At 72.1% G+C, this 14,119-nt stretch carries 13 protein-coding genes; 9 read left to right on the top strand and 4 right to left on the bottom strand.

Going from position 1 to position 14,119, the window contains the following annotated elements; genetic code table 11:
* Nucleotides 1-121: 121 nt before the first annotated feature.
* A complete protein-coding gene (locus IE206_RS10850; RefSeq protein ID WP_189961834.1) occupies nt 122-1,081 on the bottom strand; it encodes a threo-3-hydroxy-L-aspartate ammonia-lyase in 960 nt (319 codons plus the stop codon).
* 22 nt (nt 1,082-1,103) lie between these two features.
* Nucleotides 1,104-1,379: a Sec-independent protein translocase subunit TatA gene (gene tatA / locus IE206_RS10845; protein ID WP_189961833.1), complete on the bottom strand. Its 276-nt coding sequence runs from the start codon at nt 1,377-1,379 to the stop codon at nt 1,104-1,106.
* Nucleotides 1,380-1,553: 174 nt separating this feature from the next.
* Between tatA and IE206_RS10840 the strand changes: the two genes are divergently transcribed.
* The 3 genes from IE206_RS10840 to IE206_RS10830 all read left to right on the top strand — a co-directional run bounded on the left by IE206_RS10840 (nt 1,554) and on the right by IE206_RS10830 (nt 5,352).
* A complete protein-coding gene (locus tag IE206_RS10840) occupies nt 1,554-3,065 on the top strand; it encodes an LCP family protein (RefSeq protein WP_189961832.1) in 1,512 nt (503 codons plus the stop codon).
* Nucleotides 3,066-3,228: 163 nt separating this feature from the next.
* On the top strand, nt 3,229-4,749 hold the full coding sequence (locus IE206_RS10835; RefSeq protein ID WP_226598541.1) for an alkaline phosphatase: 1,521 nt from the start codon (nt 3,229-3,231) through the stop codon (nt 4,747-4,749).
* 75 nt (nt 4,750-4,824) lie between these two features.
* Complete coding sequence (locus IE206_RS10830; protein WP_189961831.1) at nt 4,825-5,352, top strand: hypothetical protein; 528 nt, start codon at nt 4,825-4,827, stop codon at nt 5,350-5,352.
* Nucleotides 5,353-5,379: 27 nt separating this feature from the next.
* Here the strand turns inward: IE206_RS10830 and IE206_RS10825 are convergent, their stop codons facing one another.
* Both IE206_RS10825 and IE206_RS10820 read right to left on the bottom strand, forming a co-directional pair.
* Nucleotides 5,380-6,471 carry a type III polyketide synthase gene (locus IE206_RS10825; RefSeq protein WP_189961830.1) on the bottom strand — a complete coding sequence of 364 codons (1,092 nt, stop codon included), beginning with the start codon at nt 6,469-6,471 and terminating at the stop codon, nt 5,380-5,382.
* A 252-nt stretch (nt 6,472-6,723) separates the two neighbouring features.
* Complete coding sequence (locus IE206_RS10820; protein WP_189961829.1) at nt 6,724-8,367, bottom strand: IclR family transcriptional regulator domain-containing protein; 1,644 nt, start codon at nt 8,365-8,367, stop codon at nt 6,724-6,726.
* A 176-nt stretch (nt 8,368-8,543) separates the two neighbouring features.
* Between IE206_RS10820 and IE206_RS10815 the strand changes: the two genes are divergently transcribed.
* The 6 genes from IE206_RS10815 (at nt 8,544) to pcaDC (ending at nt 14,117) form a co-directional block, all read left to right on the top strand.
* A complete protein-coding gene (locus IE206_RS10815) occupies nt 8,544-9,308 on the top strand; it encodes a CoA transferase subunit A (protein ID WP_189961828.1) in 765 nt (254 codons plus the stop codon).
* On the top strand, nt 9,308-10,078 hold the full coding sequence (locus IE206_RS10810; protein ID WP_189961827.1) for a 3-oxoacid CoA-transferase subunit B: 771 nt from the start codon (nt 9,308-9,310) through the stop codon (nt 10,076-10,078). Before IE206_RS10815 ends, IE206_RS10810 begins: the two co-directional genes overlap by 1 nt.
* Nucleotides 10,075-10,797, top strand: coding sequence for a protocatechuate 3,4-dioxygenase subunit beta (pcaH, locus tag IE206_RS10805; RefSeq protein ID WP_189961826.1), 723 nt, complete (start codon nt 10,075-10,077; stop codon nt 10,795-10,797). The genes IE206_RS10810 and pcaH overlap by 4 nt, the downstream gene beginning before the upstream one ends.
* Nucleotides 10,797-11,381 carry a peptidase associated/transthyretin-like domain-containing protein gene (locus tag IE206_RS10800; protein WP_189961825.1) on the top strand — a complete coding sequence of 195 codons (585 nt, stop codon included), beginning with the start codon at nt 10,797-10,799 and terminating at the stop codon, nt 11,379-11,381. Before pcaH ends, IE206_RS10800 begins: the two co-directional genes overlap by 1 nt.
* The gene (gene pcaB, locus IE206_RS10795) at nt 11,368-12,564 is read left to right on the top strand and encodes a 3-carboxy-cis,cis-muconate cycloisomerase (RefSeq protein WP_189961824.1); all 1,197 of its coding nucleotides are present in this window, start codon (nt 11,368-11,370) and stop codon (nt 12,562-12,564) included. Before IE206_RS10800 ends, pcaB begins: the two co-directional genes overlap by 14 nt.
* 395 nt (nt 12,565-12,959) lie before the next feature.
* Nucleotides 12,960-14,117, top strand: a complete 1,158-nt coding sequence (gene pcaDC / locus IE206_RS10790; RefSeq protein ID WP_189961823.1) for a bifunctional 3-oxoadipate enol-lactonase/4-carboxymuconolactone decarboxylase PcaDC — start codon at nt 12,960-12,962, stop codon at nt 14,115-14,117.
* The last annotated feature ends 2 nt before the right edge of the window (nt 14,118-14,119 follow it).

Raw genomic sequence — 14,119 nt, 5'->3', positions numbered from 1 at the left:
CGCGCTGCGCGCACGTGCTTGTTCGTCGGCCGCGGGCCGTCGGTGGCTGGTCGCGCAGTTCCCCGCGCCCCTAGCGGCATCGGTGCCCCCGGAGGGTCTCGGGAAGGGGCGGGGTGGGGGACTACCCCACCAGCGCGGCGAACCGCGACACGTCCACGTTCCCCCCGCTCACGATCACCCCCACCCGCCGCCCCCGATACCGCTCGGCCAGAGCGGTCGCCGCCGCCAGCCCCAGGCACCCGGTCGGCTCCACCACCAGCTTCATCCGCGACGCGAACAGCCGCATGCAGGCCACCAGTTGGGCGTCCGGCACCGTCACGATGTCCGTCACGCGGTCCCGGATCACCGGGAAGGTGTGCGCACCCAGGTGCTGCGTCTGGGCCCCGTCCGCGATCGTCGCCGGGGTGTCGATGTGCACGATCCGGCCCTCCCTCAGCGAGCGGCGCCCGTCGTCGCCCGCCTCCGGCTCGACCCCGTACACCTCGCAGGACGGCGAGAGCGCGCCTGCCGAGAGCAGGGTGCCCGACAGGAGGCCGCCGCCGCCGAGCGGCACGAACAGCGCGTCGAGGGGGCCGGTCTCCTCGAAGAGTTCCTTCGCGGCGGTGCCCTGGCCGGCCATCACGTGGGGGTGGTCGTACGGCGGGATCAGCGTCAGGCCGCGCTCCTTGGCGAGCGCGGCGCCGATCTCCTCGCGGTCCTCGGTGTAGCGGTCGTACGGGACCACGTTCGCGCCGTATCCCTTGGTGGCCGCCAGCTTGGCCGCAGGCGCGTCGTGCGGCATGACGATGGTCGCCGCAATACCGAGCAGCGACGCGGCGAGCGCGACGGCCTGGGCGTGATTGCCGGAGGAGAAGGCGACCACGCCCGCCCGGCGCTGCTCCGCGTCGAAGCGCGACAGCGCGTTGAACGCGCCGCGGAACTTGAAGGCCCCCATCCGCTGGAGGTTCTCGCACTTGAAGAAGAGGCTCAGGCCGAGCTCGGCGTCGGTGAGCCGCGAGGTCAGGACCGGGGTGCGGTGGGCGTGCGGGGCGATCCGCTCATGGGCGCGGACCACATCGTCGTACGTCGGCAGCTGTTCCATGCCTGCCGAGCGTACGGCGCGCCTATTGAACCGGGCGCGGGGGCGCGTCCGTGGTGGTGTGGGCCGTGGTGACAGGCGGGGCCGCGGTGACAGGCGGAGCCGTGGTGACAGGCGGAGCCGTGGCGGGCGCCGGGTCGCCGGAGTCCTCCCGCATCGCCTTGGTCTCGCTCTTGAGGATGCGCAGGGACTTGCCCAGCGCGCGTGCCGTGTCGGGCAGCTTCTTCGAGCCGAACAGCAGGATCAGTACTACGGCCACGATCAGCAGATGCCAGGGCTCGAGCCCGTTGCGCAGGAACATCCCGCCGTCCTCCCTCGTTCGCGTCCTACAGCCGTTTTCGTCCAGCCGATTTCTTCGTACGGCTGGGGCTGATGGCTCTCAGTGAGACTTGCTACATTGCGCAACTGTACAACCAGAGTGTGCGACTCACCGTCTCCTCTACAGAAGAGGCGTGAATGAGGGATGAGGGGTCCGATGGCGGGCAGCCACAAAGCGGGAGCGACGAGCAGGCGCGAGAGCGGCGGCTCCGCCGCGCCACAGCGCCGCAACAAGCGCAGCCGCGCCCGCATCGCCGGGGTCGCGGCCCTGTCGGTCGTCGTCCTCGCGGTCGCCGGAGGCGGCTGGATCTACTTCCAGCTGAACGGCAACATCAAGACCTTCGACGACGGCGGAGTCTCCGCCAACCGCCCCGCCGCCTCCGACAAGGGCTCGAACGTCCTGGTCATCGGCTCCGACACGCGCTCCGGCGACAACGCCCAGTACGGCCACGGCAAGGGGGACGTCGGCCGCTCGGACACCGCGTTCCTGATGCATGTGTACGCCGACCAGAAGCACGCCGTCGCCGTGTCCATACCGCGCGACTCCCTGATCGACATACCCCCGTGCAAGCTGCCGAACGGGACGTGGACCAAGGACAAGCACGATGTGATGTTCAACTCGGCCTTCGAGGTCGGTGAAACGGTTCAGGGCAACCCGGCCTGCACCCAGAACACCGTCGAGAAACTGACCGGCCTGCGCGTGGACCACACGGTGGTCGTCGACTTCGCGGGCTTCGCGAAGATGACCGAGGCCGTCGGCGGCGTCCAGGTCTGCGTCCCCAACGACGTCTACACGGGCGACCTCAACCCCAACCTGCACCGCAAGGGCACCCTGATCTTCTCCAAGGGCCCGCAGACCGTGTCCGGCCAGAAGGCGCTCGACTACGTACGCATCCGGCACGGCATAGGCGACGGTTCCGACATAGGCCGCATCCAGCGCCAGCAGGCCTTCGTCGGCAGCCTGATCAAGAAGGTCAAGGGCAACGGACTCGACCCGACCAGCCTGCTGCCGCTTGCCACCGCTGCCACCAAGTCGATGACCGTCGACTCGGGCCTCGGCTCGGCGAACAAACTGATCTCGTTCGCGATGTCGATGAAGGACATCGACCTGCACAACACCAAGTTCGTGACCCTGCCCTGGCGGTACGAGGGTGCGCGCGTCGCGGTCGTCAAGCCCGAGGCCGACGCGCTGTTCGCCGCCCTCAGGGCGGACCGTACGGTCGACGGCCAGGACGCCGGGGGCAAGGGCGAGAAGGCCGCGCCGAGCCCGTCCGCCTCCGCCCCGGCGCCCGCCTCCGGCCAGGGGATCAGCGTCGCCGTGTACAACGGCACCGTCGAGAAGGGTCTCGCGGGCAAGGCCGCCGAGTCCCTGAAGTCGGCGGGCTTCACGGTGACCGGCGCCACGACCGCCGCCACCCAGGACTACACGCACACCGTCATCGAGTACGGCCCGAACGACGAGGCCAAGGCCAAGACGCTCGCCACGCACTTCCCCGGCGCGCTCATGCGCCAGGCGAAGACGCCCGGTCTGAACGTCATCCTCGGCACCCAGTACAAGGACGGCGGGTCGGCCGCGGCGCCCAGCGCCCCCGCCTCGGTGCCGCCCAGCGTCTCGGACAAGGCCCGCTCGGCCGACGACAACATCTGCTCCAACCTGTCGTACGGGTAAGGGCGACGGACGAGGGGCCACGAAGGACGGGCTCCCGGGTAAGGGCCGTGCCCGGAGCAGGCAAAGGGCCGGGACATAAAAGTTATGCGGCAGGTAAAGGCGTTCGCCTCGCGGTCGCCTGAACCTCCCGGTCCGTTCACATGCGACTCATAGCTTCGCCGCCATGACACACAAGGCAATGAAGGTGCTCGCGGTGTTCGCGGCCGCCTCCGCGGTCGCCGCGGGCTCGGCCGTCACCGCCAACTCCGCGCCCCAGCACGGCGGTCACGGCGGCGGTCGCGAGATACGCAACGTCATCTACCTGCTCGGCGACGGCATGGGCCGCACCCACGTCACCGCCGGCCGCGAGCGCTACTACGGCGCCCAGGGCAAGCTGAACATGGAGCGCCTGCCCTACACCGGCGCGGTCGCCACGTACGCCGTCGAGAAGGGCAGCGACCAGCCCGCCCTGGTGACGGACTCGGCGAGCTCCGCCACCGCCTGGGCCTCGGGCGTCAAGACGTACAACGCCGCGATCGGCGTGGACAGTTACGAGAAGAAGCGCGCCACGCTGATGGAGCAGGCCAAGGCGGCCGGCTTCGCCACCGGCAATGTCTCGACCGCCGAGATCACCGACGCCACGCCCGCCGCCCAGTTCAGCCACGCGCTCCTGCGCGGCTGCCAGGGGCCGACGTACTCGGACGCGGCCTGCCTGCCGAAGAACGCCGACGGCAGCTACGAGAAGGCGCCCGCCGACAAGACGCTGATCACGCCGATCGCCGAGCAGATCGCCCGCAACGGCACCGCCGACGTGATCCTCGGCGGCGGCCTCGCCCGCTTCGAGCCGGACGACCAGCAGGCGCTCCAGAAGCAGGGCTACCAGGTGCTCGGTTCGTTCGGCGACCCCAAGCTGCCCGCGCAGACGGCCGGTTCGCAGAAGGTCGCCACCAAGGCGGACCTCGACAAGGCGCGCGGCAAGAAGGTCGTCGGTCTCTTCAACCGCGGCAACCTGACCGTCGAGCAGGCGAAGGCATCTCTGCCCGCGGGCGCCCCGCAGAAGCAGGAGCCGACGCTCGCCGAGATGGCGAAGAAGTCGATCGACCTCCTCGACGGACGCTCGAAGAAGGGCTTCTTCCTCCAGGTCGAGGGCGCCCAGATCGACAAGCGCTCGCACGCCAACGACGCCGCCCAGACGCTCGCCGAGGTCAAGGCGTTCGACGACGCGGTGAAGGCGGCCACCGACTTCGCGAAGAGGGACGGCCACACGCTGGTCGTCGTCACCGCGGACCACGAGTGCGCCGGCTTCAACATCATCGAGAAGGGCACGTACACCAACGCCGAGTCGGTGGCGCCTCCCGCCAACACGGACGCGGGCAACCCGGCGAACAACTCCCTTCCCTCGCGCGCCACTTCGGGCGCCAAGGACCCGGCCCGCTCGTCCGGCATCGTGAACGGTGCGGGCGCGGGCGACGCCAAGAACTTCGGCCCGGCGACCTTCCGCACCCCCGACGACCCGAAGAGCGTCAAGGACGGCAGCCCCGAGGCGAGCCTGTGGCTGACGTACCTGTCCGGCAACCACACCGGCGCGGACGTCCCGATCTTCGCGTACGGCCCGGGCGCGGACCGCTTCGCGGCCAGCCAGCTCAACACCGACCTGTACGGGAAGATGTACGGCTCGCTGTTCGGCCGTTCGCCCCGCGGCTGACCCCGCCCCGCCGACGAGGGGCCGGGGCAGGCAGCCCCGGCCCCTTCCGCACGAGTACGCAGGAGCACGCACGCCATGAGACTGAGCCGCATCACGGCCCCGGCCGTCCTGGCCGCCCTCGCCCTCGCCCTGGTCACGGCCTGCGGCGGTGGACCGGGCTCCGGCGGGGACAGGGCCGAGGACGCCCCGAGCCCCGTCCCCTCGGTGAGCTTCGCGGCACCGAAGCAGGCCGCCGCTCCCGCCGCGTACCGGAAGCTGGCGAAGGGTGAAGTGCACCTGGAGCAGGGCCCGTTCACGGACCGGGTGAAGGTCACGGGCGGCGCCCTGGCCGCCGCATCCACGGTGACCGGCCACCTCGCCGCCACCTCGGACGTCAGCGAACTGATCGCCCTGGAGCTGAGCGCCGCCTACTACGACGCGGACGGCAAGCTGCTCGGCACCGGCTCGTTCAGGTACGCGGAGGAGGGCCACGACGACCACAAGGGCGCCCACACTCCGGCCGCCGAGGGCCCCGGCATCGACTTCAAGGTTCAGCCCGAGGCGCCGCTGAGCGGCACGCCGGCCAGCGCGGTGCTCTCCATCCCGGTGCTGGTCAACGAGTAGCGCAACAGGCGGTAGAGCAGCCGTAGTTCAGATCCGGGCGGCCATCGCGTCGAGCTCGTCGTCCATGTCCGGGCCCGCGTTCCAGCTGCCCACTCCGATCTCCGCGGTGATGCCCGGGCCGAAGCCGGCGATCACGCCGCGGGCGCCGTCGGTCATGCCGCCCTCGTCGAAGAGGCGGGCCAGGGCGTCGAAGACCACCGAGCTCGCGATGTTGCCGCGCTGGGTGAGGGTGGTGCGGCTGAAGCGGAACATCTCGGGGCCCAGCTCCAGGAAGTGGCACAGGTCGTCCAGGATGCGGGGGCCGCCCGCGTGGATGATGTAGAAGTCGAGCGCCCCGACCTCCCAACTGTGCTGCTCCACAAGGGACTTGAGGGCAGGTGCGAGCATTTCCATGGTGCCCGGGACCCGCTTGTCGAGCTGGAAGTGGAAGCCCGTCTCGCGCACCGCGTACGAGATCCAGTTCTCGGTGTCCGGCACCAGGTGCGAGCCGTTGCGCTCGATCCGCATGCCGGTGCCGCCCTCGCCGCGCACCACCGCGGCCGAAACGGCGTCCCCGAACAGGCCGTTGGACAGCAGCGAGCCCACTCCGATGTCGGTGGGCTGATAGAGCAGCGAGCAGAACTCGCACGACACGATCAGCACGTTGGAGCCGGGATAGGCCTTGATGAAGTCGTGGGCGCGGTTGATCGCGGCGCCGCCCGCCGCGCAGCCGAGCTGGGCGATGGGCAGCTGCCGGGTGTTGGTGCGGAAGCCCATCGTGTTGATCAGCCAGGCGGTGAGCGAGGGCATCATGAAGCCCGTGCACGACACGTAGACGATCAGGTCGATGTCGGCGGGCTCGACCTGGCCGTGGGCGAGCGCCTCGCGCACCACCGCGGGCACCCGTCTCTTCGCCTCGGCCTCGTACACCTGGTTGCGGACCTCGAACCCGGGGTGGGCCAGGGTGTCTTCGAGGGGCTGGACGAGGTGGCGGGTCTTGACGCCGGTGTTCTCGATGAGGCGCAGGACGAGGTCGCGCTGCGGGTGCCCGTCGTGGGTCTCGCGGGCCAGTGCCAGGGTCTGCTCCTGGGTGATGACGTGGTCGGGCACGGCGACCGCCGGTCGGCACAGGGTGGCCATCTAAGTTCCCTTCGTTGACGGGGGGCCGGTCACCAGGCGGTCTGTGGTCTCCACGAGGCGCACTCCGGTGTGTCAGGGACAGGGGGCAGCGGACTAGCCTTGTATTCCCGAACAAGGTCATGAACATGTCTGATTTCCCCCTAATTAACCGATTAGAGGGAAAATGTGTGCTGTCGAGATGACAAATCCGTTCTGGTACGGATGGCGAGCTGCCTCGGTGGCGGTACAGGCTCGGACCGTTGACGCTGCCCGTTACGACGGTGGCGTGCGGCAGTAGCGGCTGACCACGTGCAGATCGGCCTCGATGGCCGCGGCCGTGGCGCGCAGCTCGGGCAGCACCTCGGCGAGGCACTCGGGCACGGTGCGCCGCGTGGTGTGCATGGCCACGTTCACGGCGGCCACCGCCCGCCCCCCGGCGTCCCGCACCGGCACGGCGACCGAGCGCAGCCCCTCCTCCAGCTCCTCGTCGACGATCGCGTACCCCTGGTCCGCCACCCGCTCCAGGACCGAGGCCAGCGCGTCCGGTGAGGTGACTGTGTGCGGGGTGAGCGGCGACAGCTCCGTACGGCCGAGCCGGGCCGCGCGCTCCCCGGCATCCAGATCCGCGAGCAGCACCCGGCCCATCGAGGCGGCGTACGCGGGGAGGCGGGTGCCCAGGGTGATGTTGACGCTCATGATCCGGGTGGTGGCGACGCGGGCCGTGTACTGGATGGCGTCGCCGTCGAGCACCGCGAGCGAGGCCGAGTCGTGGACGGTGCGTACGAGGGCGGCCAGGTGCGGCGCCGCGATGTCGGACAGCGTCGTACGGGACAGGGGCGGGCAGCCGAGTGCCAGCACGCGCGGGGTGAGGCGGAAGGTGCGGCCCTCGGTGGCGACCAGACCCAGATGGCCCAGGGTGATCAGGGCGCGCCGGGCGGTGGCGCGGGCGAGGCCGGTGGCATCGGCGACCGCGCTGAGCGTGAGCTCGGCCCGGCCGGTGCCGAACGCGGTCAGCACGGTCAGGCCGCGGGCCAGCGATTCGACGAACTCGGAGCCGAGCTCCTGCTTCGAGGCGGAGGTCCAGGTGGCGAGCGCGTGAGGGGTGGCGGCGGCCGGGGCGCGGTCGCGGGCCAGCTCGGCCTCCATCGCGGTGGCGGCCGCGCGGAGCCGAGGCAGTACGGCCTTCCGTAGCGACTCCGCGCTGTGGCGGCTGGTGTGGCTGACCACGCTGAGGGCGCAGACGGGGGTGCCCGCCGGGTCGCGGAGCGGCGCGGCCACGGCGATGAGGCCCGGCTCGATGAGCTGGTCGTCGACCGCCCAGTTCGCGGTGCGGGCCGCTTCGATGCGCTCCTCGAAATCGTCGGCCCTCGCCCCGGCCGGGCCTTCGGCGGGCGGGGCCGCGGGGAAGGCGAGGCCCGCCGGGTCGGCCGCGCGCCGGTGGTGCCAGGCCTGCCACTGCTCGGGCGTCCAGTGCGCGGCGAACAGGGGGCCCGGCGCGGTGCGTTCGGCGGGGAGGAGGTCGCCGATGCGGAAGGTGAGGGACATCGCCCGGCGCCGGGTGCTCTGGTGGACGAAGCGGATGCCGTCGCCGTCGGGGACCGCGAGCGACACCGACTCGTCCAGTTCCTCGGCCAGTCGGACCGCGTACGGGCCGAGCAGGGCGGGCAGCCGCAGAGTGCCGAGGTAGGCGTTGGCGAGCTCCATCAGACGCGGGGCGAGGGTGGCGGTGGAGCCGTCGAGGCGCAGATACCCCATGCGGGCCAGCGTCGCGGCGATCCGGTCGACCGTGGAGCGGGCGAGCCCGGTCGTCCGGACCAGCTCGCCGAGGCTGAGCCGCCCGTCCGCGTCGCTGAGCGCGCGCAGCACGGCGACCCCGCGCATCAGCGGGCCGACGGCTTCGGCGGGGGCGGTGCTCATGTGGCCTCCGGGGGCGGGGAGTTGAGGCACGAGGTGCTGGGGCGCGGGGTGTTGACGGGTGCGCCGGCTGAACGCACACTCGGGACGAGCGCAACTCTGAACTCTAGTTCATCTGGCGAACACATGGCGAGAGCCCCGACGGGCGGTCGTCGAGCGAGAACGGGCGTGGGCGTTCCATGGACAAAGTCGTACGGGCCCCCGCCGGCGCGGTGGCCGACATCCCCGACGCGGCCTCCCTCGCGGTCGGCGGCTTCGGCCTCAGCGGGGTGCCGAACGTGCTGATAGCAGCCCTGTACGCGCAGGGCGCCACCGCCCTGAGCGTGGTCTCCAACAACTGCGGGGTGGACGGCGGAGGCCTCGGCGTGCTGCTCGCGGCCGGCCGCATCGCCCGCGTGACCGGCTCGTACATCGGCACCAACAGGGAGTTCGCCCGCCAGTACCTGGGCGGCGAACTGGAGGTGGAGCTGGTCCCGCAGGGCACCCTCGCCGAGCGCCTGCGGGCGGGCGGCTGCGGCATCCCCGCGTTCTACACCCCGGCGGGCGTCGGCACCCAGGTGGCCGACGGCGGGCTGCCCCTGCGGTACGGCGCCGACGGCCGGGTGGCCGTGGCCTCGCCGCCCAAGGAGGTGCGCGAGTTCGCCGGGCGCGAGCACGTCCTGGAGCACGGCATCACCACGGACTTCGCCCTCGTACGGGCCTGGAAGGGCGACCGGCACGGAAACCTGGTCTTCCGCCGCGCGGCCCGCAACTTCAACCCCCTCGCGGCGATGGCCGGCCGGGTCACGGTGGCCGAGGTCGAACACCTCGTGGAACCGGGCGACCTCGACCCGGACGGGGTCCACGTGCCCGGGGTGTTCGTGCAGCGGGTCGTACCGCTGACCCCGACTCAGGCTGTGGACAAGGCAATTGAGAAACGTACGGTACGCGTGGAGGAACGCTGATGAGCGGGTGGACGCGGGAGGGGATGGCGGCGCGGGCGGCAGCCGAACTGGGGGACGGGAGCTGTGTGAACCTCGGCATCGGGCTGCCGACCCTGGTGCCGGGTCGTCTACCCCCGGGTGTGGATGTGGTGCTCCACTCGGAGAACGGCATTCTCGGCGTCGGACCGTACCCCCTGGAGGAGGACGTGGACCCGGACCTCGTCAACGCGGGCAAGGAGACGGTGACCGTCCTGCCGGGCGCCGCGTTCTTCGACTCGGCACTGTCGTTCGGGATGATCCGCGGCGGCCACATCGACACCGCGATCCTCGGCGCGATGCAGGTGTCGGCGGGCGGTGACCTCGCCAACTGGGCCGTTCCGGGGCGGCTGGTGAAGGGGATGGGAGGCGCGATGGACCTCGTGCACGGGGTGCGCCGCGTGATCGTCCTGACCGAGCACACCGCGAAGGACGGCACGCCCAAACTCGTGGAGCGCTGCACTCTGCCGCTCACCGGCCGGGCCTGTGTGCACCGGGTCGTCACCGATCTGGCCGTGCTCGACGTGCACCCGGACGACGGTTTCGTCCTGGTCGAGACGGCGCCGGGGGTCGGGGTGGAGGAGGTGCGCGCGAGAACGGGGGCGTTCGTTCATGTCCGTACCGCGGACAGCGAAACCGCGGACAGCAAAACCGCGGACAGCAAAGGCACCGGCAGCAAAGGCACCGGCGGCGAGACCGCAGACAGCGATACCGCAGGCGGCGATTCGGGCTCGGGAGAGGTGGCAGGACGATGACGCTCACTCAGGGACAGATCGGCACGGCCGAGGAGGCGCCCGCGCGCGGCAGGGTGGGGCCCTACCGCAGCGGGGCGTTGCGCGAGCCGTCGCGGGCGCCGGTCCTGGTGGGTGGGGATCCGGAGGCAGTGGAGCTGTACGGCCCGGTGTTCGGCGTCACGGAGGTCACGCCGCTCGACGCGGACCTGACCCGCCAGCACGTGGGAGACCCGCACGGAGAGCGAATCACCGTGTCGGGGAGGGTGGTTGACCGCTTCGGCCGGCCCGTGGCGGGCCAGCTCGTGGAGATCTGGCAGGCGAACGCGTCCGGGCGTTACGCCCACCGGCGCGACCAGCACGCTGCCCCGCTCGACCCGCACTTCACCGGGGCGGGCCGGTGTCTGACGGATGCCGAGGGGAGGTACGCGTTCACGACGATCAAGCCGGGGGCGTACCCCTGGGGCAACCACGAGAACGCGTGGCGCCCGGCGCACATCCACTTCTCGCTCTTCGGCCGGGCCTTCACGCAGCGCCTGGTGACCCAGATGTACTTCCCGGGCGACCCGCTCCTGGCGTACGACCCGATCCTGCACACGGTCACCGACCAGGCGGCACGGGACCGGCTGGTGGCGGCGTACGACCCGGAACTCTCCGTGCGCAACTGGTCGTTGGGCTACCACTGGGACATCGTGCTCGACGGTCCGGCCGCGACGCCGGCCGACCCGGAGGTGACCGCGTGATGCCGGAGCCGGTTGCCTTTGACCCGACCCCGTCGCAGACGGTGGGCCCCTTCTACGGATACGCCCTCCCTTTCCCGGGCGGCGGAGAGATCGCGCCGACCGGCCATCCCGGGGCGATCACGATCCACGGGTACGTGTACGACGGGCACGGGGAGCCGGTGCCGGACGCACTCCTGGAGTTCTGGCAGGCCGCGCCCGACGGCTCTCTCGCGGGCGGTGCCGGCTCGTGGCGCCGGGACGCGGCGAGCGGGGGCTTCCTCGGCCGGGACGGCATCGGCTTCACGGGCTTCGGCAGGGTGGGGACGGGCGCGGACGGCCACTGGTCGGTACGCACCCTGCCCCCGCCGCCGGCCGCGCCCTACCTGGCGGTGTGCCTGTTCGCGCGGGGCCTGTCGCGCCACCTCTTCACGCGGGCGTACGTGGAGGGGCTGGGCGGGGAAGGGGAGTTGAAGGGGCTCGCGGGGGAGCGGGGGGAGACGATGCTGGCCCGGCGGGAGTCCGGGGCGGGGGCCCGGGAGGGGTTGTTCCGCTTCGACATCCATCTGCAGGGGGAGAAGGAGACGGTCTTCCTTGACTTCGGATGATTCTCCCGCGCGTGAGGGGGATGCCGGTCTGCTCACGCCGGTGAGTGCGGGGAGCCCGGCGGAGGCGGCGACCGGTGACGGTGCGGTGCTGCGGGCGATGCTCGACGCCGAGGCGGCGCTGGCCAGGGCCCAGGCGGAGGCCGGCGGGATTCCCGGGCGGGCGGCGGAGGCCGTGACGAAGACGGCGGGGTCCGGCCGGTTCGACGCGCGGGGGCTGGCTCTGCGGGCCGGGGCGGGCGGCAATCCGGTGATCCCGCTCGTGGCCGACCTGAGGGCGGCGGTGGCGCAACTCTCCCCGGGAGACGAGGAGTTCGCGCACCGGGGTGCCACCAGCCAGGACATCCTGGACACGGCGCTGATGCTGGTCGCCGCCCGCACGCTCGACCTGATCGGGGCGGACCTGGCGGCGACGGCCGCGTCCCTGGCCACCCTCGCCGACCGCCACCGGGCCACGGTGATGGCGGCCCGCACGCTGACCCAGCATGCCGTCCCGACGACGTTCGGCCTGAAGGCGGCGGGCTGGCGCTCCCTGGTCCTCGACGCGCACGACCGTGTCGTACGGGTCCGGTCCACCCTCCCCGTGCAGCTGGGCGGTGCGGCCGGAACGCTGGCGGCGTTCGAGGCGTACGGGATGGAGGGAGAGGGACTGGTGGATGCCTTCGCCCGCGAACTCGGCCTGAGCGCACCGGAGTTGCCGTGGCACGTCCTGCGTACGCCGGTGGCGGACCTGGCCGGGGTGCTGGCGTTCTGCGCGGGGGCGCTGGGGAAGGTGGCGGCGGACGTGCTGGTGCTGTCCCGCACGGAGGTGGGGGAGGTGGCCGAGGGCACGGGCGGGGTCTCCTCCTCGATGCCGCACAAGAGGAACCCGGTGCGTTCGGTGCTGCTCGCCTCGGCGGCCCGGCAGGTCCCGGCCCTGGTGTCGACCCTGTACGCCTCGATGGCAGCGGAGGACGAACGCCCCCCGGGTGCGTGGCACGCGGAGTGGTCCCCCCTGAGGGAGGCGCTGCGACTGTGCGGGGGCGCGGCGCGGGGGGCGGCGGTGCTGTGCGGGGAGCTGTCGGTGTTCCCGGAGCGAATGCGGGGCAACTTGGCGTTGGGCGAGGCGGTGGGGGGCGTGGGCACGGCGGAGGGGATGGTGGCTCGAGCGCTGGGGAGGGGGGTGCTGGGGGCGCCGGGGGGCTGAGGGGGGTGCGGGGTTTGCTGGGGCTCTGCCGCAGACCTCGGGGGTGTTTGCCCGCCTGCCCGTGCAGGGGTCGGGTAGGCCGAGCCTCTGGGGGGCGCCGCAGCCCCCCGGGGGCCGTCTGCCCGTGCAGGGGTCGGGTAGGCCGAGCCTCTGGGGGTCCGCCGCAGACCTCGGGGGTGTTTGCCCGCCTGCCCGCGCAGGGGGTCGGGTAGGCCGAGCCCTTGGGGGTCCGCCGCAGACCTCGGGGGTGTTTGCCCGCCTGCCTGTGCAGGGGTCGGGTAGGCCGAGCCTCTGGGGCTCCGCCCCAGCCCCCTGGGGACGCTTGCCCACCTGTCCGCCCGTGCCGCCCCGCCAACCCGAACCCCGCCCACCCTCACCCCCCCCGGGAGACCCCCATGCTGACCCACCACCTGACCCCCGGCCCGACCCCCACCGCCCCCACCCTCGTACTGGCCCCCTCTCTGGGCACCACCCTGGCCCTCTGGAACCCCCAACTAAGCGCGCTCGCCGCACACTTCAACATCCTCCGCTGGGACCTACCGGGCCACGGAAACTCCCCCGCATGGCTCCCACCCTCACCCCGCCCCACTCTCGAAACCCTCGCCACCCTCCTCCTCGACCTCCTCGAAGAGCTCCGCACGGACACCTTCAGCTACGCCGGAATCTCCCTCGGCGGAGCCGTAGGAACCTGGCTGGCCGCGCACCACCCCGACCGGGTCGAATCCCTCGCGCTCCTGTGCACCTCCGCCGACTTCGGCCCGCCGGAACCCTGGCTGGCGAGGGCGGACACCGTACGCACCAAGGGAATCGGCGAGGTCGTCGACAGCGCGCCGAGCCGCTGGTTCACCCCCGCGTTCGACGCCCCGGAGCACCTCCTCGCCGACCACCACCGCGTGGACCCGGGGTCGTACGCCGCCTGCTGCGAGATCCTCGCCGGGCTCGACCTGCGCCCGGAACTCGCCCGCATCACCGCCCCCACCCTGGTGATCGCCGGCCGGGACGACGTGGCGACCCCGCCGTCCCACGCCCGTGAACTCGCCGACGGCATCCGGGACGCCCAGCTCCTGGAACTCCCCCGAGCCGGCCACCTGGCCAATGTGGAGCAGCCGAATCACGTGACCGAGGCCCTGCTCGGCCACCTGACGAACACCAGAACCGGCCCGCCCCTGCGCCGAACAGGCGAGGCCACCCGCCGAGCCGTCCTCGGCAACGCGCACGTAGACCGAGCGAGAACCCGCACCACCCCCTTCACCGCCCGCTTCCAGGACTTCATCACCCGCTACGCCTGGGGCGAGATCTGGGGAGACGGCACCCTGGACCGCCGCACCCGCAGCGTCATCACGCTCACCGCACTCGTCGCGGGCGGCCACAAGGACGAGCTGGCGCTGCACGTACAGGGCGCCCTGCGCAACGGCCTGAGCCCCGACGAGATCGGCGAAGTGCTGCTCCAGTGCGCCGTGTACTGCTCCGTCCCCGCCGCCAACTCCGCCTTCGCCGTAGCGGAACGCGCGATCACCGAGTACGCGGCCGACGCCGACCAGAAGGACAGCTGAAC

Source organism: Streptomyces violascens, assembly GCF_014649955.1.
Classification (GTDB): Bacteria; Actinomycetota; Actinomycetes; order Streptomycetales; family Streptomycetaceae; genus Streptomyces; species Streptomyces violascens.
This window is presented reverse-complemented; position numbering and strand designations above follow the sequence as displayed.

Excerpts from the sequence above, each read along its gene's own strand:
- IE206_RS10835 (WP_226598541.1), top strand. The coding sequence starts at position 3,229 with ATGACACACAAGGCAATGAAGGTGCTCGCGGTGTTCGCGGCCGCCTCC.
- IE206_RS10825 (WP_189961830.1), bottom strand. The coding sequence starts at position 6,471 with ATGGCCACCCTGTGCCGACCGGCGGTCGCCGTGCCCGACCACGTCATC.
- IE206_RS10820 (WP_189961829.1), bottom strand. The coding sequence starts at position 8,367 with ATGAGCACCGCCCCCGCCGAAGCCGTCGGCCCGCTGATGCGCGGGGTC.
- pcaDC (WP_189961823.1), top strand. The coding sequence starts at position 12,960 with ATGCTGACCCACCACCTGACCCCCGGCCCGACCCCCACCGCCCCCACC.
- IE206_RS10800 (WP_189961825.1), top strand. The coding sequence starts at position 10,797 with ATGCCGGAGCCGGTTGCCTTTGACCCGACCCCGTCGCAGACGGTGGGC.
- pcaH (WP_189961826.1), top strand. The coding sequence starts at position 10,075 with ATGACGCTCACTCAGGGACAGATCGGCACGGCCGAGGAGGCGCCCGCG.
- IE206_RS10850 (WP_189961834.1), bottom strand. The coding sequence starts at position 1,081 with ATGGAACAGCTGCCGACGTACGACGATGTGGTCCGCGCCCATGAGCGG.
- IE206_RS10810 (WP_189961827.1), top strand. The coding sequence starts at position 9,308 with ATGAGCGGGTGGACGCGGGAGGGGATGGCGGCGCGGGCGGCAGCCGAA.
- IE206_RS10815 (WP_189961828.1), top strand. The coding sequence starts at position 8,544 with ATGGACAAAGTCGTACGGGCCCCCGCCGGCGCGGTGGCCGACATCCCC.
- tatA (WP_189961833.1), bottom strand. The coding sequence starts at position 1,379 with ATGTTCCTGCGCAACGGGCTCGAGCCCTGGCATCTGCTGATCGTGGCC.
- IE206_RS10840 (WP_189961832.1), top strand. The coding sequence starts at position 1,554 with ATGGCGGGCAGCCACAAAGCGGGAGCGACGAGCAGGCGCGAGAGCGGC.
- IE206_RS10830 (WP_189961831.1), top strand. The coding sequence starts at position 4,825 with ATGAGACTGAGCCGCATCACGGCCCCGGCCGTCCTGGCCGCCCTCGCC.